The following is a 26,926-nucleotide window of genomic DNA, read 5'->3' as shown; positions in this document are numbered from 1 at the left end:
AAAGATAACGTCGGTTCGTCCCTCCTTTTATTCCTTTTAAACAGTTGAATAGAGGGTAAGAACACGGCACGAAGGCAAAAATCTCTACTGCGGTTTGCATTCTGATATCCGTGGGTTTTCACAATTTATCTTTCCGTATAAAGGACTAATCCACTAACTCGAGACGTGCGTTATTCTTATAGAAATAGCACAGAGGAGGCACGTGGGTTTTCCTTTCCGGTATTACCTCTTTGCCTTCGAGCCCTATTCTCATCCATCTATCTAATTTAAATGAAGCTTATAATGAATTCAGTTAAACCTCTACATTTCAAATGTTTGAAACATCTTCTAACTCTTGAGTGATCGCCCAAACAAAACCAGCTAATTCTCTAGCCACTGCAGTAATAGCTTTACCGCTTTCTTTACCTCTGGATAATAATCGATAATACTTCTTGTGAAGCCTGTTTTGTGCCTTCCAGGATATTGATTGGATATTGGGGGCTTGACCATGTTGTCTCTTTTTTAATTCTCCTTTTACTGCAGGTCGATAACGATAACTCCAGGCCGCTTCTACTAATAAACGTCGTGCGTGGCGATTTCCTGTTTTCGTAATATCACCTTGTCGCCTACTCTCCCCACTTGAAGATTCACTTGGAATCAATCCAAGATAAGACATAAACTGTCTAGGAGAAGGAAAACGCTTGAAAGAACCAATTTCAGCTACAAGACTTGCTGCTGTAATCAGCGCCACCCCTCTTAATGATTGAAGAGCTTGAATGGTTGGCGCGTGCACACCTTCGGTTGCCTGAACTCTTATTTCTTCTTCCAGTCTTAAAATTCGTTGTTCTAACTCTTGTATTTGATGATAATACTCCTGAAAAACTACTTGTAAGGAAGAGCGTTCAAACTTTAGTGCATCCAGCCAATCTCGATACTTTCTGGTCCACCTATTAACTCCTGGGGGTGCTTGAATATTATTGCGCAGGAGAAATTTAGTTAAACGATGCTTCGCCCTTAGCTCATCTTCTTTAGCGTCTTCACGTGCCCTGACTAGATCGCGAAGTGCTTCATCCTCAGGGGTGGGAACATAAATAGACGTTAATTCCCCAGCTCGATATAATTGAGCGAGACGAATAGAATCCCTGCGATCTGTTTTGATACGCTCACCAGGTCTTTGGGGAATTAAGGACGGCGCGATAACCTCACAATGAACATCCAGGGTAAGGAAAAGCCTATATAATGCATATCCTGTGGGGCCAGCCTCGTAACAAAACCGTAAGGCTTTTGGATCCCCAAGTTTTTTCACCAATTTCTTAATTGCTTCTGGTGTATGAGGTATCATCCCCCAGTACCTGGGCGCTTCGCGCCCTTCTTCAGCGATAGCGACTGCAATTTTTTCCTTTGATACGTCTAAACCAACGTATTTAATGGTATCCTTCATAATAACTAGCTCCTTCCGTAATGTAGCTCTGGTTTGGTTTTTGTTTAGCAGTAATCATTCTAACCAGATTAACCTACGATTTTACGAGTAAGGAGCTAGTTTTCGTTCATGATAACTCGAGCTTACGCTCTGCGGGGTCTCACCTGTCATGCTCATCCCGCAGGAGTCTCGCCGTTCCCCACCGGATCTTACCATAGGAAGATTTTGAAATCTTACATTGTAGAATTCGCTCCCTGATAATTGAAAGAAAACATTGTTATCCTTTACATCCTTTATAAATGTGTGAGAATGAAGGGTTCAGTTTTACACTCTTTTTCTATCGAAGGGGCCGTTTATTACATAGGTGGCAAGGATGGGCAGGGAAACGGCGAGACTCCCGCGGGAGAGGGACTAGGTGAGATCCCGCAGGGCTTTAGCCCGAGGAAGCTCACCGTACGCCCATGGAAAGCGAGTGATTTCCCGGACCTCCTAACGCTCACAACCATAACGGAAACAACTTATCCAGAACGTGAGTACGAGCTTAAATGCAACATCAATAGGGCAGGAGGTAAAAAAAAGACAAGTGAGCGCATCACTTGTTCATAAGAGTTATTCTCCATTATCGCCTATTAAGAATTAAAAGAAAAATCATTATAGATTCCAAGCAACCTTCGCAGCTTCCCTTGTTGAAAGCCTAATACTTTGGTGCCGTCAATGAAAGTGGCGGGAGTTCCATATATTTTTTGTTGCTGCAATTCTTTAAAATGATTTTTATTTTCTGATACATTTTTTTCTTTAAAATCTACATTCCATTCTTTTAACTTAGCGATTACTTTTTTACAATGTGCACAATTATTGCTGACATAGACAACAACTTCGTGTTCCGTCATCGATGTGCCCCCTAATAAATCCGAGTAATACTTCTCACTATCTCTTTCAGTGCGTAGTATATAAAGATGTCTACCCCGATCTCCAAAGGGCTAAACCTCTTTCTTGAAATTTTAATAAAAAAATAATGAATGTCATCATACCGTGACAAAAGCTGCCCCTTTACAAGGACAGCTTTTTTATTAGTATGCCAGTACTTCCTCCAGCTCGGTATCTCCTTCTAAAATTTCAAAAGACCCATGTTCCGCTCGTGGAACACTTAACAGGTATGCTAATGTTTCGGCTACATCTTCCCGGGAAATACTGCCAAACTCATTTAATTTTTCTGCAAACTTAATTTTCCCTGTACCGGGGTGGTTCGTTAATCCACCCGGGCGTACGATCGTGTAATTTAACCCTGACTGTTTCAAATATTCGTCTGCGCGATGTTTAGCATATAAGTAGTGCTTCATCGCATCCGGGCCTTCTCCTGGAGTATCTGCTCCCATAGAACTTAACATGACATAACGTTGAACACCGAAACGCTTTGCAAGCTCAACGGACTTGATAGCTCCCTCCTGGTCGATCACTACTGTTTTTTCCGGTCCGGTATTTGGTCCAGACCCTGCAGCGAACACCACTGCATCTATTGTATAATAGGCACGAGAGAAGTCACCCTCCAGGTCGCCCAACACTGTTTCTACACCCATTTCTTCAAATTGCGGCACCTGGTTCGTATCTCTCACCATTGCTACAGGCACATGCTCTGAGTCTTTCAGTTTTTTTATCAATAGTTTACCAACTTTACCGTTGGCTCCAATCACTAATACGCGCACCATATCATCCTCCTTAAAATTGCTCTCTATTCATCATTCCCGTGATGATTTTTTTATAAACAATTACAGGAAATTTCAGGGAAACCATCGAATTATAACGAATAAGTAAAAAGGAAGGTGGCGTTTGGAATGGCAAATACATACTTTTTTACAGGCTTTCCGGGTTTCCTCGCTTCACATTTAATTGAAGAAATCCTTCGTCAAGGGTACGCCGTAGACAAAATTTATTTGTTAACGTTGAAACAAACGAAAAACCAGGCAGAAACTTCAATTAAAGAAATCATAAAAGGGAGCTATCTGTCTGAAGACCAAGTGAAGGTAATGGAAGGGGATATTACTAAACCTGGGCTCGGCATCGACCATCCCCTATCAAATACATGGATGGATGATATTACCCATTTCTTTCACCTGGCTGCCATCTATGATTTATCCGTTCCTTTAACCCCTGCCTGGCAGGTGAATGTCAATGGGACAAGGCATGTCAATGAATGGGTAAAGCAGTTGAAAAGTCTGGAGCGATACGTTTACTTCAGCACAGCCTATGTTTCAGGTAAGCGTTTTGGCACGATTTTTGAAAACGAACTGGAACATAATGCCGGGTTTAAAAACCATTATGAATATACGAAATATGAAGCAGAAAAATTGGTGCATGAGATCAAAGATGAGGTACCGACGACCATCATTCGTCCTGGCATCGTAGTTGGCGATTCCAAACATGGCACCACCTCCAAATTCGACGGTCCTTATTTTATTCTTAATATGCTGGCGCATATGAGCTACGCTCCCCTTCTCCCTTATTTTGGCGAAGGTAAGGTGGAAGTCAATCTTGTCCCATGGGACTATGTCGTCCAAGCCACTATTCATCTCAGCCATCACCAAGTCGGCAGGGGGAAAACATACCATCTTACCGACCCCGCTCCACTGACTGCCAAAGATATATATAAGCTGCTTGCCCAATCTTACCTTTCCAAGGAACCAAGCTTTACTGTACCTCTTGGCTGGGCCGGGAATTCTTTGAAGCTCCCACTGATTCGTAAATGGCTGGGTATGCCAAGGGAAGCCTTAGACTATTTCACCTGTGACAGTCACTATGATGCTTCACAAGCTGAAAAGGATCTGGCAGACACACCTTATGTATGCCCTGACTTTGCCAGTATTAAAGAACAGCTAGTCCAATATTACAAAGCCAACCGTAAAAATCCTGATAAACAAGTAACGATTCATTGAGTTAAAGCTGCACTGCCCATATTGTTTTCTTTCATAAAAAATAAAAAAATCCCCAAGAGCGACAGGGTGCCTAACCTGCTCTTAGGGATTTATTATATGTTTATGGAAGAGGACTTCTGTTATCTTTCTCCAAACGTGCTAGTCTGTTACAACCTCTCCGAACCTTCTCCTTACCTTTCGAAGTTGCTTGAAGGGGGAAGCCAACGAAGGCATATAGATGGAAAAAGGGAGCATTACCAGGGATAGGAAAAACATCGCTACCTGAAGCCGTAAAATCACAGTGCCTGGCATAATCGCATTGGTGTCAGGCTGAAACAATAGAAAATCTCGATACCATCCGATCCACTGAATGCCTTCGCTGAAAAAAAGGCCGGCCAGGAGAATGGCGTTCATGATCAACAGGGATATCATAGCGGCATGATACATCAAATGTACCTGCTTCTTTTTGGCACCTTCTTCATATTTCCATATCATCCCCATCAGAAATACCGCAACAGAAACATAAGGAAAGATCATCCATAATACAAGAGGTGTTAAATTCATATCGACCATGCTATCCTCTCCCTTTCAAAAGATTTCACTATTTATATAGTAAATTCTTTTTGAAAGTCTAACTATGATGTTTGTCACAGGTCTGTCACTTTTTAAACCATCCATTGATCATAAAGTGCAGTGATCTTTGCTTCCAGGCGCTCTTTTTGTTTATTCAGACGATCCCCTTCCTGCTGTTCGTGATTTTCCAATATCCGCTGTTCCAGCTTCTGCAGATTTGCTTCTTCCAGCAGAATCAGCTGCTCATAATCTTTTGCTTTTTTCTTTTGCACCTTTCTGATACTAGGAGACTTTTCGCAGACTTCCTCCTCGGCCGCCTGCAGCTCTTTCCACTTTTGTTGTGTTTCTTGATAGTTACCAGGATACCGGTATAGGCGTCCATCCAGTAAGTAGGCAGTCTCAGAGAAGCATTGGTTAAGGAAGTATCTGTCATGAGAGACACCGAGTACCGTGCCAGAGAACTCAATCAAGGCTTCTTCCAGCACTTCTTGAGAATCGACATCCAAGTGGTTTGTCGGCTCATCCAGCAATAAAAGGTTAATACCCTGGTACATAAAAACAGCAAGTTTCAGACGCATCCGCTCTCCGCCACTTAACTGTTTCACTTTGTTAAAGACGTTACACCCATAAAACATGAACTTCGCAAGGATTTGTCTAGCCTCCCCTTCGGTTACAATAACTTCGTTTCGGAAATAATCAATCACTCGCATATCTGGCGGCACGTCCTTAAGAGGATGTTGCTGCAAATATCCAATCTTCAGTGAACTTCCACCTTGAATCAGTCCGCTATCAGCTTCCTCCAGACCTAACAGCAGTTTAATCAACGTCGATTTGCCACTGCCATTCGCGCCGACAATAGCCAGTCGGTCCTGATACCGAAGATGAAGATCTACCCCATTCAAAATTTCACGTCCTTCAAAGCTTTTACGTACATTTTCTATTCGAAAGACATCCGTACCGCTCCGCCCGTCTGCTGTTAAGGAAAGGTTCATCTTTTTTGGATCAATCAGCGGCTTCTTCTTTTTTTCCATTCGTTCCAAAGCTTTTTCCATGCTCTTCGCCTTTTTAAAAAGCTTTGGATTCGGGGGGGTGGCTTCATTTGCCCACTGTCTCAGCCTCCTGATGGCTTCTTTCATTTTTTTGATTTTTTTCTGCTGCTCCTGGTACTGATGAAACTCCGCCAGCAGTTTCTCTTCTTTTTGCCGCTCAAATGCAGAGTAGTTTCCTGAATATCTGGTAATCTCACCCGCTTCGAGATTAGCAATTGCCTGTACAGTTTGATCTAAAAACTCACGGTCATGGGAAATGATACAGACAGCTCCATCATATTGCTTCAAATAACTTTCCAGCCATTCAATCGCCAGAAGGTCAAGATGATTGGTCGGTTCATCCAGAAGCAGTACATCAGGTGCTGTTATCAATAATTTTGCCAGTCCTAACTTAGTCTGTTCTCCTCCGCTTAACTGGGCAAAACTCTGGTCCAATAACATTTCTATACCTAATCCAGTCGCCACTTTATTTATCGTCGCTTCCATTTCATAACCGCCTCTTCGGGCGAATTCCTCTTGAAGCTGCCCATACCTTTCCAAGGCACGATTCATATCCTCCGCTTTTTGCATTTGCGCTTCTAACGCATTCATTTCGTCGGCAATGTCTAATAAAGAATCAAAGCTTGATTCTAAAAATTGTCTACCCGAACCTTGCCATTCCTCAGGTATTTGTTGTAAATAACCCATGGTCGTACCTTTACGGATAAATAAATTCCCGCTATCTATTGGTTCTTCGGCTGTAATAAGTTTGAACAAAGTTGATTTTCCACTGCCATTGCGGCCGACCAACCCTACTTTTTCATATTCATTTAACTCGAAAGAAAGCTCCTCAAACAAGATGCTGCCACCGACAATTTTCTTGATATCTTTTAGTGTAATAATCATTTTTTTCCTCCTAAAGACAAAAAAAGCCAAAGGTCCCCAGACCTCTGACTTTTCCAGATAAGGTTTCTTTATTCATCTGTCAGATATGAGACGCTATACATGTTCAATATTCAACTGTCTAAAAAAGGGCACACTTGTCCCGTAGACAGCTGAATCATGAAAAAGCGCACGATTGATGTAAAGCAATTCACGATCAATCACACACTTCTGAGTGTATAGCATCGTCATACCTCCTTCGCCTTCAGGATTTTAAATTACTAATATTATATCTTAATTTTCTGAAAGAATCTAGCCCTTCAATTGATCGGCGTGCTTCCCAAGTTTTTTCAGCAGCTCAATTGCCTGCAGTTTCTCTTCTTCTGTCAATCCGTCCGTGATTTGCTCAATTTGTTTCCAATGATCGGGAAAGATGTCATTTAACATTTTTTCCCCTTTCGGAGTAATTGCAGCGTAAGTGATGCGGCGATCGTTAGGACACGGAATTCTTTCTAAATACGCCTTCTTTTCTAACTTATCCACGACATAAGTGATACTTCCACTGGCCAATAATATCTTTTCTCCGATCTTTTGCAGCGGCTGTTCACCTTGATGATATAATAGTTCTAATACACCGAATTCCGTAGCGTTAAGCCCATAACGCTGGATATCTTTTTTTACAAGATCTTCAACCGATCGTTCTGCTTTTGATAATACGACGAATAGTTTTAAGGAAGGATCCTCTTTTTTCTGTCGGTATTGCGCTTTTTCGTCCATAAAGTTTCTTCCTCTCGTTAATATCTCGAATTTAAAATAATTATAAATCGCGTGCGAATGCCTGTCAAATCGATAGTGTAGTGGTTAATAAAAGCCTTTTATGGCATAATTCTAAGAGAGCAACCTCTCATTCTTACAATTCTAGAAAGCGGTGAAAAGAAAGTGGTTGAAGATACCGGCGAACGAGTGATTCCAGAGTATATGAAACCATCTAACCGTATGCTGCTCGAACATATGGCACGTTATCAGTTTGCCATGCCATACGCAAAAGGAAGGGTATTGGATATATCTTGCGGAGCAGGTTACGGCACACATATGGTAGCAAAAGAACGAAAAAAGGAAGTCGATGAAGTAATCGGCGTGGATATTGATCCGGATATCATCGATTATGCCAAAGCAACTTATTATCACCCTAAGACGACTTATCAGGTTATGGATGCTGTCGATCCGGAACTTCCCGAAAAACTAGGAACATTTGATACAATCTTAAGCTTTGAAACATATGAACATATCGAGAATGAGGAACAACTGTTAGCCAATTACTATAACTTGCTGAAGGAAGGCGGAACTTTGGTGGTTTCCACCCCTTTCGGCCAGGGAAGAGGCAAGCCAAGCAGTTCTCCCTTCCATATCCATCAATTGACCCCAGAAGAATTCAAGGACTTATTTACTGATTATAGGTCGAAAGAATTCTTTTACCAAAAAGGGGTTTTAATTGAGCCTCCACGGGATACAGTTCACTACCCCCTTGGAATTGCCGTCTCACATAAATAAGAGGAGTTCTCAGCAAGAGAGCTCCTCTTATTTTTCCATTTCCCCTTGCCACTCATTCATACCGCCTGTAACATTCACAAGATTTTCAAAACCTTGTTCCTCTAATAACGCAACTGCCTGCGAGGAACGGTTCCCGCTTTGGCAGATAATATAATAAGTCTCCGTACGAGCCAATGATTCATAGGAAGATGGGTTCGCCTCAATTCCCTGCAGCGGCAGCAACTCAGCACCTGGTACATGGCCAGAATCATATTCAGCCATTGTACGGACATCAAGTATTTTAGCATCTCCTAACCGGCTCTCCAGTTCCTTAGCTGAAATCTCTGAACTCCCCTGCGTTTCCTGCTGGCAGGCTGCAAGCAGGAAAGTCAACAGAATAAAAGATAAAACACCAAGTTTTTTCATAGCTGTCTCCTCTTTATCATGTTTGAACGGTGCCACAGATCATGACCACATTTTTATCAGGATCTTCGATATGGAACCAGCCGAAGTCCCCGTGCTCCTCTATGTCACGCACAATCATTATACCTTTTTCTTTCACCCACTGATAGCTTTTTGCAAGGTCTGCTGAACAAAAGTTGAATACAGGGGTGCGTACTGGTTCAAACTGATAATCCGGATCAAATGCATGATCATCCAGCGTCATATAAGTTTCCCCAGTAACCGGCATATTGTAAACTGGAGACTCTACCTTTTCTTCATAGAACGGAAGTCCCAACAGGTCACTATACCACGCTGCTGATTTCTTCAAATCCTGTGTATGTACGAAAACCGCATGGACTTTCGCTCCGAAGCCACTTTCACTCATGAATATTACCTCCTTTATCTTTCTACTTCTGTTTCCTCATAAGTTAAGAAAATCCTTCCCATTACGTTTTTTATTTTTCCATATACGCATAACCATTCTGATGAAATACAAACTAATCTTATGTCAGGAGGTGGATAAAAATGGTCAAGAAGAGAAATCAGGTCCAACAGAATGTCACAAGAGCAGCCAAAACGATCAAGGATGGCGCTGATGCCGCATTTGATGCAGTTCAGGGAGCGACAGAAGCTGTCGAAAGTGCCGCTATGAACACCGTAGATAAGACTGCCGACGCCATCAACAAAGCTGCAGACGATGATGAGGAAGATGAGGAAGATCGACCTGTAAACACCTTTTTCTAAATAACAAAAGCGCAAGCGCCTTGCTAGTAATGACGTTCGACTAAAAACGGCACGTCCTGTGCGTCGGAACTGGATGAGACCCACTTTCCAGCTAAAAAGAGGCTGGGACATAACTAGCCGAAGATAGTAAAAAAAGGGTTCCGGGCATCGAATTTTGATGCCCGGAACCCTTTTTTGCTGAACGAATCTCCTCATTGGTTAAACGGTTTACGTTCCTGGCCGTGTACTTTCTCAAGATCACGGCCAGGAAGGCAAATCCTAATTCATTTTCCACACACTCTTTGCCCCTCACGGACATGCGAGTGAAACACAAATTAGCCTTTAGATATCCAAAAACTGGTTCTACGTCTACCTTTCGTTTTCCGTAGATTTCACCCGTTTTCTCGTCCGAAAGCTTCTCTTTAACCATTTTCTTTTGATGTTCCCACTTTTCGTTATAATAGATTTTCCGATTGTGCCCCTCTTTTGCCTTTGTGCACTGGGAACGAAGGGGACAACCGGTACAGTCTTCGCACTCGTACACCTTGAACTCTCGTTGATAACCATTTCGGTCCGTTTTCTGAGATCGGTAACGGAATGGCAGTCGTTTCCCGTTCGGGCAGGTGTATGCGTCCTCTTTCTCGTTGTAAGCCCAGTTGGCGGAGTGGAATTCATTTTTTTGAAAGCTCTTCTTTTTTTCTTTGCGATAAGAATTGTATGTAATAAGAGGTTCCCGTTCCCGGTTCTCCAGGACATCTTCATAATTTTCTTCGCTTCCATAGCCGCCATCAGCGACGATGTATTTGGGAAGTTCAAAGAAATCTTCTTCTATACGGTCAAGGAAAGGGCGGAACGTGCGCATGTCTGTCGGGTTCGGAAAGATATCATAAGCGAGAGCGTATTGACCTTCCGTCGCAATTTGAATGTTATAGCCAGCTTTCAATTGCCCATTCTTCATATAATCATCTTTCATCCGCATAAACGTCGCATCATGATCGGTCTTCGAATAACTGTTCCGTTCCCCGAAGATTTCCATATCCCGTTCATATTTTTGCTTGCGTGCCACAAAATCCTTAAACTGTTTGTGGGCTTGCTTCGGCTCTTTGCGTTCGGATCGCATTTGTTTTCGTTCGCTTACGTCTTCACTCTCCTCGATTTTCTGAGTGAATTCCTCCACCTTTTCTTCCAGTGTTTCCGCAATGGTGGAGAGCTCATCCACGGTCAATTCTTCTGGGTTTTCCCTCTTGATTTCTGGAATGACTTCCTTTTCAACTAATTCATCATACATGCGGTTGGACTTCTCGATGAGGCTCGCACTATATTTTTCAACAGCTTTTCGCCATACAAAGGTGAACTTATTGGCGTTGGCTTCGATCTTTGTTCCATCAATAAAGATCGCTTCTTCATCAATGATATCCTCTTGAACGAGTCGGGAACGAAATTGGACAAAGCCCTGGCGAAGAAGTTTTTTTACAGATGGATGGACGCGGAATCGGTTGATAGTCCGATAGCTGGGCTCATACCCTTGCGCTAACCACATCATGCGCACACTATCCTTAAGTAGAGCTTCAATCTTTCGGCCAGAAAACACCGATTGCGTGTAGGCACATAAGATAGCCTTCATCATCATTCGTGGGTGATAAGCCGGGCATCCGGTATCGCGCAAGAACTCAGAAAAGGCTTCATCTGGAATACTTTCTACTAATTCGTGGACGGCATAGGCAATGTCATTTTCCTGAAGTTTCATTTCAACGTCCATAGGCAAAACCACTTGATTCATGTTATACTGCTTAAACATAAGAGCACCTCCGAGAGTTATTGTGTAGGAACTTTAATTTTATCAGAGGGTGCTCTTATTTTTAACTCAAATGAAAAAATCCAACATAAATCGAAGAGCCCTGCGAACCAAATTGGTTCACAGGGCTCTTCTTTGTTTTAGAGGTTGAGTTTTGTCCCAGCCTCATCATTTATGCATGTAAAAATGTGAGATGGTTAGGAATCACTTCAATCGTAGACGGGGTCTCGTAATTGATTTCTCCATCCATATCCACTTGCTGTGGCGGGGAGGTGGTTACTTCTATCTTTTCTCCTCTTGTATACGATAACTCCTGGAAGCTTTCCGTCTCAGCCCAAGGCTGATCTAGATTCATCAACTCTTTAAACAAGGTCAGGTTTGAATTTTTGATAACCAGAACATCAAGTAAACCATCACCCGGGTCTATCGATTCGATTGGTATCTGTCTCGTACCTAAAAACTTTCCGTTCATCACTAAAACCATGATAGCTTCCTCTTCTACAACTTTCCCGTCAATTGTCATTTGGAAAGTAAACGGGTCCGCCTGGTTGATTGTCTTTAAAGCACTAATAAAGTAACTTAACACACCCAGCCGGCTTTTTTGGTCTTTATCAATATTAAAAGATGTTTCTGTTACCAGTCCTATCCCCCAGAAGTTGAGGAAATAGCATTCTTCCAGCTTTCCTACATCCACAGGTTTTTCCCTTCCGTTCATTAAAGCCTCCGCTGCCTGATTTAAATTTTGGGGCATCTCTAATGTTCTGCTGAAATCATTGCTTGTGCCTCCAGGAAGAATTCCAATCACCGGGCGTCTATTTAATTTGGAGATGGTATTGATACAGGCGTGCACCGTACCGTCTCCCCCTAAAATAACCAGGAGATCAATCCCTTCCCCATACTCAAGGCAGGCTTCCTGCGCTTCTTCGATTGGGTAGGTTCCTAATACAATCAATTCTTTTATGTCCTTAGCAAGTACAGGCAGCGTCTGAGATAGTTTCTGTTCCATATTGTCATTTCCGGCATTACCATTATATAAAAATAGTGCTCTCTTATATCCAGGCATCGGTCACCCTCGTTTCTCTAGTCTCATTATACTGGCTTTGATTATATGATTACCTTCTGCTCCTAATTCGAAACTATCCAACATCAACAGCCGTTTACGAACAGGTAGTTATAGTAGAGATGCAGGGAATGACTTATAATAAAGAACTTTGTCAAAAACAAATACAAGGCGCCACGAGCTATGACAGCTTGTGACGCCTTGCTTATTATGTAATAAACTAGAGTCTCAAATTATAATATACCCACTTCACATTTCATTTATGACCTTTGTAATCATATTGTAATTATACTGTAATGTTCTAATAGAGGAAGTTTATGGTACTATGAGTTTAGCAAAATTTGCTAGAAACTAACTAACCTTTGGAGGTACAAATGAAAAACAACTTGATTAAGAAGGCAATCGTTACTACTAGCTTTGTGGGTGCACTTACAATTGGCGCAGGAGTCGCTGGTGCAGAAAGTGTGACAGTTCAATCTGGAGATTCATTATGGAAGTTTTCACAACAATATGGTGTTTCTATATATAAAATCAAACAACTGAACGGACTTTCTTCCGACATTATTCATCCTGGACAAACATTGAAAGTTTCTGAGAGTTCCAGCTCTAGCAGTTCAAGCAGCTCTTCTTCCAATGCGACTACATATACGGTCAAGTCTGGAGATACGCTTTCTAAAATTGGGGCAAAGTTCGGGGTTAATTACAGGGATATTATGAAGTGGAACAACATCTCAAGCCACATTATCTATGTTGGGCAAACATTGAAGCTTGAAGGAACATCATCCAGCCAGACTACCAGCACGGCTTCTTCATCTTCAAACACATCCAGCAGCAGTTCAACTTACACAGTTAAATCTGGTGACTATCTATCTAAGATCGCTTCTCAATATGGCGTCAGCTACCGTGACATCATGAAGTGGAACAACTTGAACAGCACAGTCATCCATGTCGGTCAAAAATTGAGCATCAATGGATCCAGTTCAACACCGACCCAAACATCTACAAGCAGTTCAAGCAGCAGCAGCGCAACACAAACAAGCACTAGCTCAAACACTTCCGGTTTGATTTCTACTGCTAAGCAATATATGGGCACACCATATGTATGGGGTGGTACTTCTCCAAGCGGTTTCGACTGCAGTGGGTATTTGAACTATGTATTTGCTAAAAATGGTACTAACCTGCCAAGAACAGTAGCTCAAATCCATAGTGTTGGTAAATCTGTAAGCAGTCCTTCTGTAGGTGACCTAGTATTCTTTGAAACTTATAAAGCCGGACCTTCCCATGCAGGGATCTACCTTGGAAATGGACAATTCATCCATGCTGGAAGCAGCGGTGTAACCATCTCTGATATGAATATTTCCTACTGGAAGACACGTTATCTAGGAGCTAAATCTTACTAATAATATAAAGTTATAAATGCGATACCCTTATCATGGGAGCATTAAACTAAAAACCACGTATTTTTTAAAAAATACGTGGTTTTTTTTAAGTGATATATATAATCTAACAGATTTCCACAAATTTTGGATATTTATAGAAAGTATGTCGAAATTCAGCTAGAATAAAAGATAACACAATTTTAGAGCAATTAATGAGCGGTACTAATATTTACAAAAAATATTCAGACCTACTGACTTAAAGGGAAGGAATTCCATCATGTATGCTATCAATCTATTGAAACTGCTTTTTCGGCAGGAAGATCATCTATTTAAGCTGCACCGCGCTGAGAAGTTATTCAACTTTTGGAAGTTATTATTTTTACTGTTTGTTGTGTCGATCCTTACGTACATATGGACCAGCTGGATTGGGCTCGGTACTGATCCGATATCCGTTAATGCTACAGAATTCACCCATACAGAATACGAAATGCGTAAATTATGGTTCCTTATCGGAAGAGTTGCCTATGCTATTTTATTTACGGCATTCATTCTTTTCGTATCCTCTCTCTTCTGGTGGTTATTCAATGATGTGCGGTATCGCAAACTGATTATCATTCAAATGAATGTGTTACTGGTAATGCTGTTGGAAAGAATCACCTGGATTCCGTTAATGGTATATGCAGGAATCGACTGGTATGTTTCTCCATTCTCCTTTGGAGTGGCCGCCGCCTACATTACTGATATCGAATGGATCATTTATTTTTTTGGAGCGATATCACTTTTCCAAATCTGGATTATATGGTATCAGGTCAAATCACTGAAGTACCTTTCGAGCACAAAAAAACATTGGATTTGGCTTGGAGTCATTAGCTGGCATATCCTTTTGTGGGCCGGAACGGCTGCACTAGCCAATTATGATTTATTGCTGCTCTATATTTTGAATGGATAGGATGGGAGTGTAAATATCGTGCGCAAAAAAAAGAAACGACGCTTAAGCTTTTTCCTGGCCCTTCTCTTCATCCTTACCAATGTTTTATTGATCTACTTTGATAGAGAGGACAGGGTGGTACAAAAATCTTATATCAATGACTGGTCAGAAGCTTTTACATACGACTTGCTTGAAACGCTTCCGACCGACGGTGTCTTTACCGCTACAGAAACAAATCCTGTTTATTTTGATGACACCCGCGGCGCTTTTCAGGAGTTCCTGATTGAAGAGGGCGAAGAAGTACGGGAAGGTGATGAGCTCTACGAATATGAAATTACCGATTATGAAACACAACAATCCTCTCTGGAAGCTGAGGTATCCACATTACAAGGGGAAATTACGGCGATCGAAGCTTATATAGCAGAAATAGAAAGCTATGTAATTCCTGACTCCAACAGTGATAATAGCACGAATGGCTTTTTCGCTCCTGACACTCAAGAAGATGAGGAAGAAGACAGCGACCCCAATGCTGAAGCAGAATTCCTTAAGGAACAAACCATTGCCGAAAAAGAAATGGAGTTAGCACAAAAAGAAGCGATGCTTCAAATGGTAGAGAATCAATTGAATGAGCTGGAAACTGAGGGACAAACCATCACAGTCGAAAGTCCATTCAATGGCGTGGTGACGGATATCAATGAAGGACTGGATTCCCCTATCATCACCTTGCAAGCCACCACCCTCCAGGCGGAAGGGGAATTGGATGAAGCCGAACGTAAACGTGTGGAAGAAGGAATGGAAGTGAAAATTACAATTCCTGACCAGGAGGAGTTATCGATTACAGGAACTGTCTCATCTGTACAAACATTCCCTGATAAAATCTCTGTCAAAGAAACCAGCGAATACCCTTTTGAAGTTTCAATCGAAGAAGACCTTGCTGATATCCTGCCTGGATACCATGCAGCCGTATCGATCATTACCGACCGGGCAGATGGAGCGGTAACAGCCTTTGCTCCTCTTTTATCTACGGAAGAAAACTTGTTTGCCTGGGTAATGGATGAGAGCGGGAAATTAGAACACCGCCCTGTTGAAACTGCTCTTGAGGTCGATGGTCTGGTAGAAGTCGTGAAAGGTTTAGAGTCCGGTGAAATGCTGGCTCACACCCCACACGCTCAATTCCGCAGGGGGGCCACTTTTTTCACCCCTATTCAAACCAATGAATTAAGGCTGAAAGACACTTTTACTATTAATAAGGATACAATGTTGAGTTATGGCCTTATGGGCCTGATGGCAAGATAATCACAAGCCGGCATTGCTTATGACAGCATTCGCCGGCTTATTTTATGCTTACAGCTCTTTCATTCAAAGATTAAGGATTTTAACTTCGATAATTGTTGCTTCAACTCTTCTATTGGTACGAACCTGGCCTTGCGGTCATATTCTTTTCCGTCGACAAAAATAATGACGACTGGCACCGTAAATACCGTGTATTCTCCAGCTACAGCAGGAGCATCTTCCACTTCAATCTGGTAAGCATCCAGTTCGGGATATTCCTTTACGACATCCTCAACCTGAGGCAATAATGAATGACAAACAGAGCAGTTCGCACCGGAAATATATAATAATGCCAGCTGACTTTCTGCAATTTGTTCTTTAAGTCCCTCTATTTCATAAAAGCGTTCCAACGTCTCACTCCTTTCCCATTTTCAATTTAATATATACTATTTTCCACAATCCACCTGCATCTATGCCTGCTTTCCCTATGCGGATAAGTTGCAACCGTTCAGAAGTAATGGCAGGATAAACGTGTAGCAGAAAGGAGAAAGCCATGAAACTGAGCGTGTTAGATCAATCACCCATTTTAATAAACCATACTCCCTCTCAAGCTTTGAAACAAACCACCGAATTAGCACAATCAACAGACAGACTTGGCTATCACCGTTTCTGGGTTTCTGAACATCATAGCACAAAAAGTCTTGCAGGCTCCGCCCCCGAGATCCTTGTCGCACATCTGGCCGCCAATACGGAACATATCAAAGTCGGAACAGGTGGTATCCTTCTTCCACACTACAGCGCCTATAAAGTAGCGGAAAGTTTCCGGGTTCTGGAGACCCTTCACCCCAACCGCATCGATTTAGGTGTGGGACGAGCTCCCGGTGGCTTGCCCAACGTAAACCTTGCTTTGAATAATGGGAAACATCCCTCCATTGACCACTATCCACGACAAGTACGGGAGTTGATGGCTTACCTCCAGGGGAGTGATCCGTATGAAATGGACGTCTATGCTACCCCTGTCGGTGAAACGGCACCCGACATATGGATGCTGGGCTCCAGCGGCACTAGTGCCCGTCTGTCATCTGAATTGGGTACTTCCTATTCTTTCGCTCATTTTATCAATGGTTATGGTGGCACCAGAGCAATGAAACGTTACTATGACCATTTTGCACCTTCCCGCCAACAAACCGTTCCAAATGGCAATGTATCCGTCTTTGCTATTTGCGCTGAATCAAAAGAAAAGGCGGAATACCTCGCTTCCAGTCTGGACTTGGCAATATTGAAAATAGAGCAAGGCGGACAAAGGGATCATTTTCCCAGCCCTGAAGAAGCAAGAAAATATCCATATACTTTATTTGAAAAAGAACGTATTCAAGAAAACCGAAAGCGTATGGTAGTCGGCGATCCTTCGCAGGTGAAAAACGAGTTAGAGGTATTAGCAGAAGGATACGGGGTGAATGAAATTATTATTAATACAATTGTTTATCCTTTTGAAGAACGTCTGCGTTCTTATCAATTAATAGCGGAAGCCTTTCAACTTTCGGATTAAAGGAGGTATTCGATGCTTGCTTTTGATCATCTTGTCATTGCAGCTGACCAGCCAGAGGAAGAACAAAATCATTTTGAAGAGAAATATGGCATACGGGGGTTCCGGGGCGGCCGTCACGAAACGTGGGGTACTTATAATTACTTAGCACATCTGAAGAATCATAGTTACCTTGAATGGATCGGGATTGAAGACAAAGAGACAGCCCGCAAATCGGATAATCCGCTCATCAAACAGCTTGTTCACTCGTTATCCGTCAATCAGAAAGGACCAATCCAGTTTGCTTTACGCACGAACGACATGGACCAGTTCCTCGATTACTGGGATAAAGAAGGTATCCCATACAAAGGGCCCTTCCCAGGAAGCAGAAAGAAGACGGATGGTACCTTGTTACAATGGCGGATGCTTTTTCCGGACATTCAAAGTCATTCGCTGCCTTTCTTAATCGAATGGGAGGGGAATAATCGCCCCGATGATAGTCACTTGATTTCCAATACCTCCTTCACTTCCATAGAAGTGGGGCTGGGAAACTTTCCTAACACCAGGCGGCTTTTTGAGAAAATCTACCACATGGAATCTCCCGAACATGAAAACTCGACGCATTGTACGTGGTCATTAGAAAATGGTTCCCTGATAGCAAAAGCAGAAAGCGACCTTCGGGTAAAGCTTGAGGATATTATTCTGTGAATAGGACCTAATAACGAAGGGCCTGCCCCATCAAAGTCTTTGAAAGACTTTGATGGGGCAGGCCTTTTTGTCAATAGAGTTTCCGTCCAACAGGTCGTTCGAGTGACAGAATATCTTCTTCTAAGTTCATTACTTTTTCTTCTACCATTCCTTTCGCATCACGGATCCCTTGATTATATATAAAGGGTCCCAGCTCTTTCATGAAAAAGTCTAGTAGCTGCTCTGCCGCAATGCTGCCAATCTGCTCCCCTCGTTCCACTTCAAAGTATTCCTGAATGGAAGTAACAATTTGTTCACGCTCATCCTTTGTAATCTTTTTTACCATATTCATAATTCCTCTCCTAACTATAGAACCCGACAATCCAGTACAGACCGCCTACCATCACTAAAGAAATAAAAGTACCTACCCCTATTGCAACAAAGAATAACTTCCAGCTTTTCATATGCCACCGCATCATAACAGCTGCAGCAAGTGTAAAAATAAGACCAAAAAACAGCGCAGCTCCAGGGCTGCTTGGCGTCACCCAATCATACCAATGAATTCCCACCAAATTCTCCCCCTTTCATTCCCCCTATCCTATATTTGACCCGCCTTCGGCTTATTCCTGCTATTTCTTTAAAAGAGAAAGAAACGTTTGGGATCCAGATTGTTTGAAACGTGATGAAAACATGAACGCTCCTGTCTAGACATAGGCTAGATAGGAGGTGTTTCCTTATGTATAATCACTCTATGCTGAGGAATACAAAAGAAAAGCCGTGGACCATAAAAGTTACCGGTACTGGGACGGTGACGGCCGCTCCCGACCAGGCAGTCATTGTTACAGGAGTAGAGACAGAAAATATGAGTCTGCAACAAGCACAATCAGAAAACAACACCATAACTAAACAAATTATCAACAGCATTACCCAGGCAGGAATTCCAGAGGAACAAATTCAAACAGAAGAGTTCCGGATTAACCCAGTCTATGATTTCAAAGACGGACAGCAGGTTTTTCGCGGTTATAAAGTGACGAACGTATTGAATATTACGCTCTATGATATGGAAATGATCGGGCCGATCATCGATGCGGCTACAGCGAGCGGTGCCAACATCGTCCGCGGAGTCGAATTTTCTCTTCAGCATGCAGACTTGATATATAATCAAGCATTGCAAGAAGCATTACGGCAAGCCAAACTAAAAGCACAAACGATCGCCAAGTCTTTTCAGGCTACGTTATACCCTGTTCCTCAATCGGTTGTTGAAAATGCAGGCACAAGCCGCCCTTCTCCCCTTTTTAAAACTGCAGCCCTGCAGGCTGAATCGACGCCTATCCAGCCAGGTCAACTTAACATTGAAGCCAGTGTACTCGTCACCTATCGATATTTCCAATAACATAGATGGCTGGTTTATGCTTATATAAAATAGTTTCAAATGAAAAATGAGGCTGCTCACGATTGAATACGGACCAGCCTCATTTTATCAAGATAGCAAGTGATGCATATAGCTTTGGTCTTGCTTGTCCCTTACTTTCCAGGCTTTTTTATTATGAACACTAACGGCCCCATAAATGAGCAGGCCCTCGCCATTTCCTGTCGACAAAAGAGAATACGAGCGTTTTTGAGGATGAAAGCTCTCGAGCTCTGTACCATGAAGGTAATGGCAAATGTTTTCCCATAATAACTCCCCTTGCCGGGCAGCATTCGCTTCACTTTCCGAACGTTTGACCTCTTTCCCCATTACCGTGCTGTCTCCCACGGCAAATAAGTAAGGGTGTTCTTTCACTTGAAGCGTAGCAATTGTTTCTGCAAAACCATTGTCATCAATGGGAAGATTAGATGCCTGGAAAAGTTTACTTGGAACAGTGTGGCCCTGCCAAAATAAATCAGTGAATCTTACCTTATTTTTCTTGTTGGTCCTGATATAATCCTCCTGGATCTCCTGGATTGTTTCGTTCTCCCATACTTGCACACCCCGGCTGTTCAAAATACGAACCACCTTCTGATAGGTCCAGTTGGATTCAGCTGGGAGTAAACGCGATTCTCCCAATAAGCGTACGTGCCCTTTTTTAGAGTTATGCTGTTTATACGATTGAATTGCCAGCGCTAATTCTACTTCTATGGGGCCATCCCCAACAATTAATGGATAATAGCTGTCTCTTAAGCTTTCAATTGTGTCCAGCATACCTGCTTTTTCATTTCGTTTCTCTCTTGTGCAGGAGGAGCTGTTATCAACGCCCATATCCAGACTGAGTATATCAAAGGGATACACAGCTCCATCTTTACATACCAGCTTTCGCTGGCTGGTATTAATATAGGCAGCCTCCCGCTGTATGAAAGGAACTCCTGCTTTGGCGCAAAGCGTTCTTAAATTAATCTGAACCTGATCTCTTGAGTAAATTCCCTCAGCAAAACCAGGGAGCATCGGTGAATAAACCTGATGGGAGGAGCGAGAAATCAAGAGAACTTCAACGTGATCGTCATGTTCATCCACAAGTGATCGAATGAGATGCAAATGAGCGTGACCGCCTCCGACTAAAATAACTTTGGTTGCCACTAGAAATCTCCCTCCTCTTTATAACTGTTTTATTTAAAGTAGAAAAAGGACCGTCTCAACACACTGGAATGAGACCGCCCTTGCATTATCTTTTACAAATTAGCATGCAAAAATTCCTGTACTTCTTCAGGTGTTTTTGCATCAGCACTATGTAAATGTGCCTGTTTTTCCCCATTCTGGAATAAGAGAATGCTGGGAATTCCCATAACTTCATAGCGGTTTCCAATCTCGGGTAATTCATCACGATTGATTACATACCACTGGTATTGATTATATTCCTCTACAATGTCTCCGATAAACATATCCATCCGCTTACAATCTGGACACCAGTCTGCTTCAAATTTAATAATCACAGGTTCCTCGCTATCAATGATTTGATGGAAGACTTCTGTTGTTTGAATGGTTTCCATGCTGTCGCCTCCTCTATGAATCTTCTTATTGTGTATATTCGATCCGGCCTAAGAGATATGCAGCCAGCAAGCCTCCAATAAATGCTATGATGCTCGCTGCTATCAATCCCCCACTCTCCGGTATTCCTGGAAAAATAACTACGACCGATCCCACTACCAGTCCTATTATGACGGCAAACGTTCCTGCCGTATAGTTTTCCAGAAAAAACTTAACTATTTTACTCATGGCTACTACTCCAATCACAAGCCCCAGTCCAACTACTGCTATGATATCCAGGCGAAAATCTGAGATTCCACTAATAACAGTCGTATAAACGCCGATGATCAATAGCAGGAAAGAACCGCTGATTCCAGGAAGCACCATAGCACTGCTGGCAATCCAGCCTGAGAAAAACAATAAAATGTAGTTTTCCATCGTTAAATTCTGCATTGCTTCTGTTTCCCCTGCCTGGAAAAAAACCATAGAGGCGACAATTACTGCTCCTATTAATAACAATAGGTAGTGTTTTAATTGGAATGTATGTTTCATGTCAGCCTTATGGTATAAATAAGGCAATACCCCAATGATTAATCCCAGGAAGAAAAATTGTGTTGGCTCCGGGTAATGTTCAAACAGCCATTCTATTACTCGACTTAGCAAAAGGAATGCTGTACCAACCCCTAGCAGCAAAGGAATCAAGAAACCGAGATGTTCTTTCCATCGCTTGCTGAAAATTCCATTGATCGCTTCTATCCAACGATCATATATACCTAAGACTACCGCAATTGTTCCGCCGCTTACCCCAGGAACCACATCACTTGCTCCCATAAGCATGCCACGGTAGATATTCTTCCATTCAAAGTTCTGCATGGCTTTCCCCTCTTCTCTGCCCAAAAACTACAATCATGCTTTCTATTCTACCAAAAAATTGCAATCGCAGCGTACATTTTTCTTTCTACGATAATATTCGGATAGAATTGAAAATATCTGTACGCTTCCCATTGAAGAAACGCCCTTGATCAAGGGCGTTCCGACTCCATATATTGATTGCAGGCTGCCGCCAGTTTCTCCAATAACTTGTTATAGTATTTATAATCAAGTTCCGCCATTCCTTCTTCATCAATGGCAGATCTCATATATTTGCTGAAATACCAAACATCTCTCTTTACAGGCTCTTTATTGACAACAGCTATTCTATATAATGCATCCAGAACAGCATTCATGACGGAAATATCATGCTTGCCATAAATCCTTATCTGATAAAAACTTGCATAGAGATAATCCCGGAATTGGTTCGGCTCCATAATCAACCTTAGCTGCTCATCATCATCCGCATAATAGCGGATATCATCATATTTATCTCCTAATTCAGCTAAAATTGATCCTATCCGGTTGATACAATTGACGGCTGTATGAGGATCATTGATACCAGGTGAAATTGCTTTAACTGCTATTTCCACTAACTTTTGTATCGAAAATTCAATATCCTGTAAATCTGTCCGTTCATTTCCAATCAGCAAAAATTCCTGGCACTCCTGTTCATCACATTCTATATCATCTTCCTGAGTCCAGTACGTGAACATCGGCATCCCTTTTTGTACATAATCCCCGATATAAAAATGTGTGTCTAACAATAGATTATTTCGCTTGGCCCAGTTTACCAGTTCTTTCACTTGTATGTGCTGAATATAACCTGACTTCGTCGCGAACATATATCCGGGTTTAGCTTTTTTCATATGTTCCATTTCTGCCTCATCCCAGTTACCGGCATCCAGGTGGCTTTTCTTAGTGAAAGTTTTATCAATAATCGTTGAGGTACTTTTTCTAATCTCCCCTATCAAGTTATTTACTTGCACAAACCTGGCAGAGTGATGGATAAACAGAATGAAAAAAGCTAAAACAACGATAGAAACTACGACTGTAAAAAACGGGCTTGCCAATGCCTGTTTTTTATCTTCTGTCAGTAAGATCAAGTTGAGCAGTGTAAAGATAAATCCGAATGAATAGACACCTAACACATGCTGGGTCACTCTGCTCTTCATGAAATTTTGTAACGTACGTGGAGAAAATTGCGTCGTGTAAGTAGTCAATACCACCATAATCGTCGAAAAACTGATGGTGGTCATCGTAAGAATTGCCGTTATTAAGGCACTATACAGCGACTTGGCAATATCCTGGTTGGTAAGAAATATATTCGGTATCGTTTTAGAAATTAAAGGCAGTAGCGCATTGTCCGCCCAGGTAACTAACGCGACAGCCACTAATGAAAACAGGCCATAAATTGTTGGAAGAAACCAGAAGCTGTCCCGGAGATTCACCTGTGCTCTTTTGGAATGGGTAGTTGTATTCATATATTTTCAGCTCGATTCTTTGAGTTAGATTACAAGCTTACCATATCCTTTACACACTCAAAGTAAACTGGACAAAAATAACAGCCATCAACGAAGCAGCTTTTCCAGCCAATGATGATCCGGCTGGCATTGGATCAGTCCCTGTTTCAACCATTCTTTTTGTCTCTCATTCAACCTAGGGAACACAGCTTCAAAATCTTGCTCATCCTTCTCCTTCGTGTGCTTCGCCTTATATAGCAGCACGATTTCCGGATTCAAATAAGGAAGTCCCTGCTCGGAATGCAGATGCATATGAGAAATTGGGAAAGTGATGTCAGGGTCCCGACGATAGGTCCACTGGTCACCATTTCTTTCATTCAATAATATTTCCAACTCTTGGACATCTCTTTTTGCATGTATCTCATGGATAGGAAGCTCCAGCCGCTCCATTTGGTTCCACTCTCTCATTTGCTCATTCTCAACAATTTGCACTTCCCATCCGGCCATTGCTTCTTGCAGCAGGGATTGATCGTCACGAAAAACAGCTACTTCGATATCCTCGTGCTGCCGTGTTTCTTCTCCGATATGTAAATCAATCGCCCATCCTCCAGCAATAAACCACTTCCCTTCGAACGCTGCCATCCATTTCATTACTTCCTGACATTTCTCAAACAAGCTGATTCCTCCATTCATTGATTCTTTTTCTCTTCTATTCCTCATACTAAAATTAGAAAAACCAGCCAAAAGATTAAGGCAAAATAAAGAAAGAAGCCACAAGTGCTTCTTTCTTGCTTTTAGTGTACGTAACTTTCTTGTCAAAAAAGTAAAAGTTACTAGCAAAAATCATTTTCCTGAATTTTCCTCGTCCTCAATATTTTCCTGTTCGTGCATATATTGATCATATTGGACATTACGTTGGAAATCCACTTTTTCGTCCCCCGTATATCCCTCTATTCCTGTGGAGGCAAAGTTCTCATAAGTCTCGACGTAACCTGATCCATCTTTATTGTCCATTAATGAAGAGTCTTCATAGGTCATACTCGTTTCATTAAACGAAGCTACCTGCTCATAAGCATTCTGCTCGTTGTATTCCGTCTCCTCACTCCCTGTATAATATTCTTCCTCCGTGGTCTCCAGGACATCTTCTTCCGCTGGACGATCGTCTGACGCGCTTTGGTTTGGTGAAGCTTCCACAACCGTACGTGCTGTCGGAAGTGCCTCCAGCCGCTCCATCGGGATTTCTTTCCCCGTCACTTCACATGTCCCATACGTACCTTCTTTCATCTGCTTTAAGGAGTACTCAATATCGGAGAGTTCTTCTTTCATATGCGCACTCAGTGCAATATCTTTTTCCCTTTCATAAAGCTCAGTCCCAGAATCTGCCGGATGATTATCATATTGGGAAAGCTCGCCTGAAGATGTATCGCTGGCAAATCCGCGATTGAAACCGAAATGATCATTCTGCTCCAGTTCCTGTTCAATTTCCCGTTTGCGCTCTTCCAATTGTTTTCTTAAATGATCATATTTCATCATCATGCTTCCTTCCATGTTTGTGTTGTGCTTAGTTTTACCATTGGCTTTACTTTTACCACAAGAATGGAAGGAAAATTTAAATCAAACCTATCCTTTGATTAACTTCGCGTAACTTTTCCCTGGCAATCGGGCGTACCTTTTCCGCTCCCGCTTAATTCCGTCAGTAAAGTCAATAGGCTCCTGCTGATTTTATTTCAGGTGGCGCTCATGATCAAAACCCATACATTATAAATGACCAACGCGGTAACCAGTGTCTTTTCTGTTACGGATCCAGTACGAAATGTGAAAATGAACCGGAAGTACCTGCGCGATAAAGGATAAAAAAGAGGGATCCCTTTTTTCGTGACATAATCGCCAAGCAGATGTGACAAAACTCCCGCAAGCAAGCCATATAAATAAAACCATGGGACATGCATCCATTCAACAATCACCTGGCAATAAACCCACAACACATACAAAAACAAAAGTGAGTGGGTCATTTTCCGATGCCCACGCAGCATAACTAATACCGGGATCATCATCATGACGAATATTTTCAAATCTTCCCGGTAGGTATTCAGCGTTTGAGGAAAAAATAAATAGACCAATAACGTCACAAGGAAAAGCAGCATCAACAGCCGCCAGAATTTACTGCCGAGCCGGGATGTTGGTGTGTCGATATCAGGCAGCAGTGCCCCGAAGAGGACAAATACAAAAAACAGCACGACATCCATCGTATGGATTGGAGCGATACCGAACTGCTGTAAAATAGTAATAGCAATCACTCCGAAAGTGAAGCCTAAGACTTGGTGTCCAGTTGCTAACATGATGTCTAACCTCTTTATTATGTAATGAGAAAAGCCCCAAACAAAGGGGCTTTTTCAATATTATCCTAAAAATACAGCGCCGTAAACAAGCGATATCAAGATGACAAAAGCCGGATGGACTTTCATGCGCTCAATTAAAAGAAAACTGGAGACCGCAATCAATATCAGCTGCAGCCATCCAATTTGAATCTGCGCCTCAGCGAAGAATTGCCAGGCCATGATACCAAGTAAAATAGCTATCACAGGCCGCACATATAATGTCATCCGCTTCACTTTAGGAGAATCTTTATATTTATAAAGTAAGCCGAGCAGGAAAATCATAACGATTAAAGAAGGAGCAACTGCTCCGAAGACGCCGATAAAAGCCCCAAGTATTCCGCCCTGCTCATACCCGATATAGCCTGCCATCTTGGTCGCAATCGGTCCTGGAAGTGCATTGCCGAGAGCAAGCACTTCACTGAACTCCTGGACGCTCATCCAGTCATAACGTTTAACGACTTCATTTTCAACAAGGGGTATGGAAGCAGGACCCCCGCCATAACCAAGTATGCCAGGGATGAAGAAAGCTAAAAATATCTGCCAGTAAATCATGCTTCTTCCCCCTTTTCTACCGTTTCTCCTGCCCTGGGATTCTCTTTTCTCAGGAGAGCAGCTGCCAGTAAGATTGCGATGATTATCCCGGGATGAATATTCATGTAGGAGAGCAAAACAAAAATGGCAGCAGACATTCCAACTGCCATCCCCCAGCCCATTCCTTGTTTTGCCTTATGGAAGAATTGCCAGGTCAGTACTGCCAGCATCACAGCTACTACCGGCATGACTGCACTTGTCATCCCTTGGACCCAGTCTGCATCCTTCACGGAAGACAACGAAGACAACAACACAATCATCAAAAATATCGTTGGTATGATTGTCGCAAGGACAGCATTGACCAGTCCTGCCCAGCCACTGACTCGGTAGCCGATATACCCAGCCATTTTGGTCGCAATCGGACCTGGAAGTGTATTGGCCAGTGCCAGTAAGTCCCCGAATTCATCGTCGTTCATCCACTTGTATTTCTCTACTACTTCTTTATGTACTAAGGGTATGGAGGCTGGACCTCCTCCATACCCCAGCATGCCTATCCTGAAAAATGCCAAGAATAAATGCCATTGCGTCATGTCGTATCACCCTTCTCCT

At 42.4% G+C, this 26,926-nt stretch carries 32 protein-coding genes; 9 read left to right on the top strand and 23 right to left on the bottom strand.

Annotated elements, in window-relative coordinates; all coding sequences use genetic code 11:
* Positions 1–307 precede the first annotated feature (307 nt).
* The 3 genes from B9Y67_RS01765 to B9Y67_RS01750 all read right to left on the bottom strand — a co-directional run bounded on the left by B9Y67_RS01765 (position 308) and on the right by B9Y67_RS01750 (position 3,105).
* Positions 308–1,420: an IS110 family RNA-guided transposase gene (locus B9Y67_RS01765; protein ID WP_085504929.1), complete on the bottom strand. Its 1,113-nt coding sequence runs from the start codon at positions 1,418–1,420 to the stop codon at positions 308–310.
* A gap of 608 nt (positions 1,421–2,028) precedes the next feature.
* Positions 2,029–2,289 carry a glutaredoxin family protein gene (locus tag B9Y67_RS01755; RefSeq protein ID WP_085505070.1) on the bottom strand — a complete coding sequence of 87 codons (261 nt, stop codon included), beginning with the start codon at positions 2,287–2,289 and terminating at the stop codon, positions 2,029–2,031.
* Positions 2,290–2,469: 180 nt separating this feature from the next.
* The gene (locus B9Y67_RS01750) at positions 2,470–3,105 is read right to left on the bottom strand and encodes an SDR family oxidoreductase (RefSeq protein WP_369668731.1); all 636 of its coding nucleotides are present in this window, start codon (positions 3,103–3,105) and stop codon (positions 2,470–2,472) included.
* A 126-nt stretch (positions 3,106–3,231) separates the two neighbouring features.
* Here B9Y67_RS01750 and B9Y67_RS01745 point away from each other — a divergent pair, with 126 nt between their 5' ends.
* Entirely contained in the window at positions 3,232–4,329 is a 1,098-nt protein-coding gene (locus tag B9Y67_RS01745; RefSeq protein ID WP_085505069.1) for an SDR family oxidoreductase, read from the top strand.
* Positions 4,330–4,467: 138 nt separating this feature from the next.
* On the opposite strand, the gene B9Y67_RS01740 is transcribed toward B9Y67_RS01745, so the two are convergent.
* From B9Y67_RS01740 to B9Y67_RS01730, 4 genes are all read right to left on the bottom strand, one after another.
* Positions 4,468–4,881, bottom strand: coding sequence for a hypothetical protein (locus tag B9Y67_RS01740; RefSeq protein WP_085505068.1), 414 nt, complete (start codon positions 4,879–4,881; stop codon positions 4,468–4,470).
* 92 nt (positions 4,882–4,973) lie between these two features.
* Complete coding sequence (gene abc-f / locus B9Y67_RS01735; RefSeq protein ID WP_085505067.1) at positions 4,974–6,815, bottom strand: ribosomal protection-like ABC-F family protein; 1,842 nt, start codon at positions 6,813–6,815, stop codon at positions 4,974–4,976.
* A gap of 93 nt (positions 6,816–6,908) precedes the next feature.
* Positions 6,909–7,037, bottom strand: coding sequence for an RAxF-45 family protein (locus tag B9Y67_RS20895; protein WP_254901668.1), 129 nt, complete (start codon positions 7,035–7,037; stop codon positions 6,909–6,911).
* A 66-nt stretch (positions 7,038–7,103) separates the two neighbouring features.
* The gene (locus B9Y67_RS01730; protein ID WP_085505066.1) at positions 7,104–7,568 is read right to left on the bottom strand and encodes a MarR family winged helix-turn-helix transcriptional regulator; all 465 of its coding nucleotides are present in this window, start codon (positions 7,566–7,568) and stop codon (positions 7,104–7,106) included.
* Between the two features lie 162 nt (positions 7,569–7,730).
* On the opposite strand from B9Y67_RS01730, the gene B9Y67_RS01725 reads away from it, so the two are divergent.
* Complete coding sequence (locus tag B9Y67_RS01725) at positions 7,731–8,342, top strand: class I SAM-dependent methyltransferase (RefSeq protein ID WP_085505065.1); 612 nt, start codon at positions 7,731–7,733, stop codon at positions 8,340–8,342.
* A gap of 27 nt (positions 8,343–8,369) precedes the next feature.
* On the opposite strand, the gene B9Y67_RS01720 is transcribed toward B9Y67_RS01725, so the two are convergent.
* Positions 8,370–8,783, bottom strand: a complete 414-nt coding sequence (locus B9Y67_RS01720; protein WP_217807560.1) for a rhodanese-like domain-containing protein — start codon at positions 8,781–8,783, stop codon at positions 8,370–8,372.
* A complete protein-coding gene (locus tag B9Y67_RS01715; RefSeq protein WP_085505063.1) occupies positions 8,764–9,150 on the bottom strand; it encodes a VOC family protein in 387 nt (128 codons plus the stop codon). Before B9Y67_RS01715 ends, B9Y67_RS01720 begins: the two co-directional genes overlap by 20 nt.
* A 140-nt stretch (positions 9,151–9,290) precedes the next feature.
* Between B9Y67_RS01715 and B9Y67_RS20390 the strand changes: the two genes are divergently transcribed.
* Complete coding sequence (locus B9Y67_RS20390; protein ID WP_139823697.1) at positions 9,291–9,509, top strand: hypothetical protein; 219 nt, start codon at positions 9,291–9,293, stop codon at positions 9,507–9,509.
* A 91-nt stretch (positions 9,510–9,600) separates the two neighbouring features.
* On the opposite strand, the gene B9Y67_RS01710 is transcribed toward B9Y67_RS20390, so the two are convergent.
* Positions 9,601–11,286 (bottom strand): IS1182 family transposase, encoded by a 1,686-nt coding sequence (locus tag B9Y67_RS01710; RefSeq protein ID WP_254901667.1) that lies wholly within the window; start codon positions 11,284–11,286, stop codon positions 9,601–9,603.
* A gap of 169 nt (positions 11,287–11,455) precedes the next feature.
* On the bottom strand, positions 11,456–12,346 hold the full coding sequence (locus tag B9Y67_RS01705; RefSeq protein WP_085505062.1) for a diacylglycerol/lipid kinase family protein: 891 nt from the start codon (positions 12,344–12,346) through the stop codon (positions 11,456–11,458).
* 386 nt (positions 12,347–12,732) lie between these two features.
* Between B9Y67_RS01705 and B9Y67_RS01700 the strand changes: the two genes are divergently transcribed.
* The 3 genes from B9Y67_RS01700 (at position 12,733) to B9Y67_RS01690 (ending at position 15,946) form a co-directional block, all read left to right on the top strand.
* Positions 12,733–13,743: a C40 family peptidase gene (locus B9Y67_RS01700; protein WP_085505112.1), complete on the top strand. Its 1,011-nt coding sequence runs from the start codon at positions 12,733–12,735 to the stop codon at positions 13,741–13,743.
* Between the two features lie 256 nt (positions 13,744–13,999).
* The gene (locus B9Y67_RS01695; protein WP_254901666.1) at positions 14,000–14,671 is read left to right on the top strand and encodes a hypothetical protein; all 672 of its coding nucleotides are present in this window, start codon (positions 14,000–14,002) and stop codon (positions 14,669–14,671) included.
* Between the two features lie 18 nt (positions 14,672–14,689).
* On the top strand, positions 14,690–15,946 hold the full coding sequence (locus B9Y67_RS01690) for an efflux RND transporter periplasmic adaptor subunit (protein WP_085505060.1): 1,257 nt from the start codon (positions 14,690–14,692) through the stop codon (positions 15,944–15,946).
* Positions 15,947–16,005: 59 nt separating this feature from the next.
* On the opposite strand, the gene B9Y67_RS01685 is transcribed toward B9Y67_RS01690, so the two are convergent.
* On the bottom strand, positions 16,006–16,332 hold the full coding sequence (locus tag B9Y67_RS01685) for a thioredoxin family protein (RefSeq protein WP_085505059.1): 327 nt from the start codon (positions 16,330–16,332) through the stop codon (positions 16,006–16,008).
* Between the two features lie 143 nt (positions 16,333–16,475).
* On the opposite strand from B9Y67_RS01685, the gene B9Y67_RS01680 reads away from it, so the two are divergent.
* Complete coding sequence (locus B9Y67_RS01680) at positions 16,476–17,471, top strand: LLM class flavin-dependent oxidoreductase (RefSeq protein WP_085505058.1); 996 nt, start codon at positions 16,476–16,478, stop codon at positions 17,469–17,471.
* Between the two features lie 12 nt (positions 17,472–17,483).
* The gene (locus B9Y67_RS01675) at positions 17,484–18,155 is read left to right on the top strand and encodes a VOC family protein (RefSeq protein ID WP_085505057.1); all 672 of its coding nucleotides are present in this window, start codon (positions 17,484–17,486) and stop codon (positions 18,153–18,155) included.
* Positions 18,156–18,225: 70 nt separating this feature from the next.
* Here the strand turns inward: B9Y67_RS01675 and B9Y67_RS01670 are convergent, their stop codons facing one another.
* Together B9Y67_RS01670 and B9Y67_RS01665 are read right to left on the bottom strand one after the other, a co-directional pair.
* Positions 18,226–18,486 (bottom strand): DUF2164 domain-containing protein, encoded by a 261-nt coding sequence (locus B9Y67_RS01670; protein ID WP_254901665.1) that lies wholly within the window; start codon positions 18,484–18,486, stop codon positions 18,226–18,228.
* 10 nt (positions 18,487–18,496) lie between these two features.
* Positions 18,497–18,703 (bottom strand): hypothetical protein, encoded by a 207-nt coding sequence (locus B9Y67_RS01665; protein ID WP_085505056.1) that lies wholly within the window; start codon positions 18,701–18,703, stop codon positions 18,497–18,499.
* Positions 18,704–18,870: 167 nt separating this feature from the next.
* Between B9Y67_RS01665 and B9Y67_RS01660 the strand changes: the two genes are divergently transcribed.
* A complete protein-coding gene (locus B9Y67_RS01660; RefSeq protein ID WP_085505055.1) occupies positions 18,871–19,527 on the top strand; it encodes an SIMPL domain-containing protein in 657 nt (218 codons plus the stop codon).
* Between the two features lie 87 nt (positions 19,528–19,614).
* Here B9Y67_RS01660 and B9Y67_RS01655 read toward each other — a convergent pair whose 3' ends face one another.
* From B9Y67_RS01655 to B9Y67_RS01615, 9 genes are all read right to left on the bottom strand, one after another.
* Positions 19,615–20,688, bottom strand: a complete 1,074-nt coding sequence (locus B9Y67_RS01655) for an NAD(P)/FAD-dependent oxidoreductase (RefSeq protein ID WP_085505054.1) — start codon at positions 20,686–20,688, stop codon at positions 19,615–19,617.
* A 92-nt stretch (positions 20,689–20,780) separates the two neighbouring features.
* Positions 20,781–21,098 (bottom strand): thioredoxin family protein, encoded by a 318-nt coding sequence (locus tag B9Y67_RS01650; protein WP_085505053.1) that lies wholly within the window; start codon positions 21,096–21,098, stop codon positions 20,781–20,783.
* Between the two features lie 25 nt (positions 21,099–21,123).
* Positions 21,124–21,948, bottom strand: coding sequence for a DUF368 domain-containing protein (locus B9Y67_RS01645; protein ID WP_254901664.1), 825 nt, complete (start codon positions 21,946–21,948; stop codon positions 21,124–21,126).
* 149 nt (positions 21,949–22,097) lie between these two features.
* Entirely contained in the window at positions 22,098–23,429 is a 1,332-nt protein-coding gene (locus B9Y67_RS01640) for a DUF2254 domain-containing protein (protein WP_085505052.1), read from the bottom strand.
* 87 nt (positions 23,430–23,516) lie between these two features.
* Positions 23,517–24,083 (bottom strand): nucleotidyltransferase domain-containing protein, encoded by a 567-nt coding sequence (locus B9Y67_RS01635; RefSeq protein WP_254901663.1) that lies wholly within the window; start codon positions 24,081–24,083, stop codon positions 23,517–23,519.
* Between the two features lie 168 nt (positions 24,084–24,251).
* On the bottom strand, positions 24,252–24,938 hold the full coding sequence (locus tag B9Y67_RS01630; protein WP_085505050.1) for a TraR/DksA C4-type zinc finger protein: 687 nt from the start codon (positions 24,936–24,938) through the stop codon (positions 24,252–24,254).
* 197 nt (positions 24,939–25,135) lie between these two features.
* Positions 25,136–25,747, bottom strand: coding sequence for a metal-dependent hydrolase (locus tag B9Y67_RS01625; RefSeq protein ID WP_085505049.1), 612 nt, complete (start codon positions 25,745–25,747; stop codon positions 25,136–25,138).
* A 60-nt stretch (positions 25,748–25,807) separates the two neighbouring features.
* Positions 25,808–26,338 (bottom strand): chromate transporter, encoded by a 531-nt coding sequence (locus tag B9Y67_RS01620; RefSeq protein WP_085505048.1) that lies wholly within the window; start codon positions 26,336–26,338, stop codon positions 25,808–25,810.
* Complete coding sequence (locus tag B9Y67_RS01615; RefSeq protein ID WP_085505047.1) at positions 26,335–26,907, bottom strand: chromate transporter; 573 nt, start codon at positions 26,905–26,907, stop codon at positions 26,335–26,337. Before B9Y67_RS01615 ends, B9Y67_RS01620 begins: the two co-directional genes overlap by 4 nt.
* Between the last annotated feature and the right edge of the window lie 19 nt (positions 26,908–26,926).

The organism is Thalassobacillus devorans, from assembly GCF_900176565.1.
Taxonomy (GTDB): domain Bacteria; phylum Bacillota; class Bacilli; order Bacillales; family Halobacillaceae; genus Thalassobacillus; species Thalassobacillus devorans_A.
The sequence above is the reverse complement of the archived record's forward strand: the minus strand, read 5'-3'. Positions and strand labels throughout refer to the sequence as shown.

What these genes read in the sequence shown, in the direction of transcription:
- B9Y67_RS01765 (WP_085504929.1), bottom strand. Translation starts at nt 1,420, where the DNA reads ATGAAGGATACCATTAAATACGTTGGTTTAGACGTATCAAAGGAAAAA.
- B9Y67_RS01755 (WP_085505070.1), bottom strand. Translation starts at nt 2,289, where the DNA reads ATGACGGAACACGAAGTTGTTGTCTATGTCAGCAATAATTGTGCACAT.
- B9Y67_RS01750 (WP_369668731.1), bottom strand. Translation starts at nt 3,105, where the DNA reads ATGGTGCGCGTATTAGTGATTGGAGCCAACGGTAAAGTTGGTAAACTA.
- B9Y67_RS01745 (WP_085505069.1), top strand. Translation starts at nt 3,232, where the DNA reads ATGGCAAATACATACTTTTTTACAGGCTTTCCGGGTTTCCTCGCTTCA.
- B9Y67_RS01740 (WP_085505068.1), bottom strand. Translation starts at nt 4,881, where the DNA reads ATGGTCGATATGAATTTAACACCTCTTGTATTATGGATGATCTTTCCT.
- abc-f (WP_085505067.1), bottom strand. Translation starts at nt 6,815, where the DNA reads ATGATTATTACACTAAAAGATATCAAGAAAATTGTCGGTGGCAGCATC.
- B9Y67_RS20895 (WP_254901668.1), bottom strand. Translation starts at nt 7,037, where the DNA reads ATGCTATACACTCAGAAGTGTGTGATTGATCGTGAATTGCTTTACATC.
- B9Y67_RS01730 (WP_085505066.1), bottom strand. Translation starts at nt 7,568, where the DNA reads ATGGACGAAAAAGCGCAATACCGACAGAAAAAAGAGGATCCTTCCTTA.
- B9Y67_RS01715 (WP_085505063.1), bottom strand. Translation starts at nt 9,150, where the DNA reads ATGAGTGAAAGTGGCTTCGGAGCGAAAGTCCATGCGGTTTTCGTACAT.
- B9Y67_RS20390 (WP_139823697.1), top strand. Translation starts at nt 9,291, where the DNA reads ATGGTCAAGAAGAGAAATCAGGTCCAACAGAATGTCACAAGAGCAGCC.
- B9Y67_RS01710 (WP_254901667.1), bottom strand. Translation starts at nt 11,286, where the DNA reads ATGTTTAAGCAGTATAACATGAATCAAGTGGTTTTGCCTATGGACGTT.
- B9Y67_RS01705 (WP_085505062.1), bottom strand. Translation starts at nt 12,346, where the DNA reads ATGCCTGGATATAAGAGAGCACTATTTTTATATAATGGTAATGCCGGA.
- B9Y67_RS01695 (WP_254901666.1), top strand. Translation starts at nt 14,000, where the DNA reads ATGTATGCTATCAATCTATTGAAACTGCTTTTTCGGCAGGAAGATCAT.
- B9Y67_RS01680 (WP_085505058.1), top strand. Translation starts at nt 16,476, where the DNA reads ATGAAACTGAGCGTGTTAGATCAATCACCCATTTTAATAAACCATACT.
- B9Y67_RS01675 (WP_085505057.1), top strand. Translation starts at nt 17,484, where the DNA reads ATGCTTGCTTTTGATCATCTTGTCATTGCAGCTGACCAGCCAGAGGAA.
- B9Y67_RS01670 (WP_254901665.1), bottom strand. Translation starts at nt 18,486, where the DNA reads ATGAATATGGTAAAAAAGATTACAAAGGATGAGCGTGAACAAATTGTT.
- B9Y67_RS01660 (WP_085505055.1), top strand. Translation starts at nt 18,871, where the DNA reads ATGTATAATCACTCTATGCTGAGGAATACAAAAGAAAAGCCGTGGACC.
- B9Y67_RS01650 (WP_085505053.1), bottom strand. Translation starts at nt 21,098, where the DNA reads ATGGAAACCATTCAAACAACAGAAGTCTTCCATCAAATCATTGATAGC.
- B9Y67_RS01645 (WP_254901664.1), bottom strand. Translation starts at nt 21,948, where the DNA reads ATGCAGAACTTTGAATGGAAGAATATCTACCGTGGCATGCTTATGGGA.
- B9Y67_RS01640 (WP_085505052.1), bottom strand. Translation starts at nt 23,429, where the DNA reads ATGAATACAACTACCCATTCCAAAAGAGCACAGGTGAATCTCCGGGAC.
- B9Y67_RS01630 (WP_085505050.1), bottom strand. Translation starts at nt 24,938, where the DNA reads ATGAAATATGATCATTTAAGAAAACAATTGGAAGAGCGCAAACGGGAA.
- B9Y67_RS01625 (WP_085505049.1), bottom strand. Translation starts at nt 25,747, where the DNA reads ATGTTAGCAACTGGACACCAAGTCTTAGGCTTCACTTTCGGAGTGATT.
- B9Y67_RS01620 (WP_085505048.1), bottom strand. Translation starts at nt 26,338, where the DNA reads ATGATTTACTGGCAGATATTTTTAGCTTTCTTCATCCCTGGCATACTT.
- B9Y67_RS01615 (WP_085505047.1), bottom strand. Translation starts at nt 26,907, where the DNA reads ATGACGCAATGGCATTTATTCTTGGCATTTTTCAGGATAGGCATGCTG.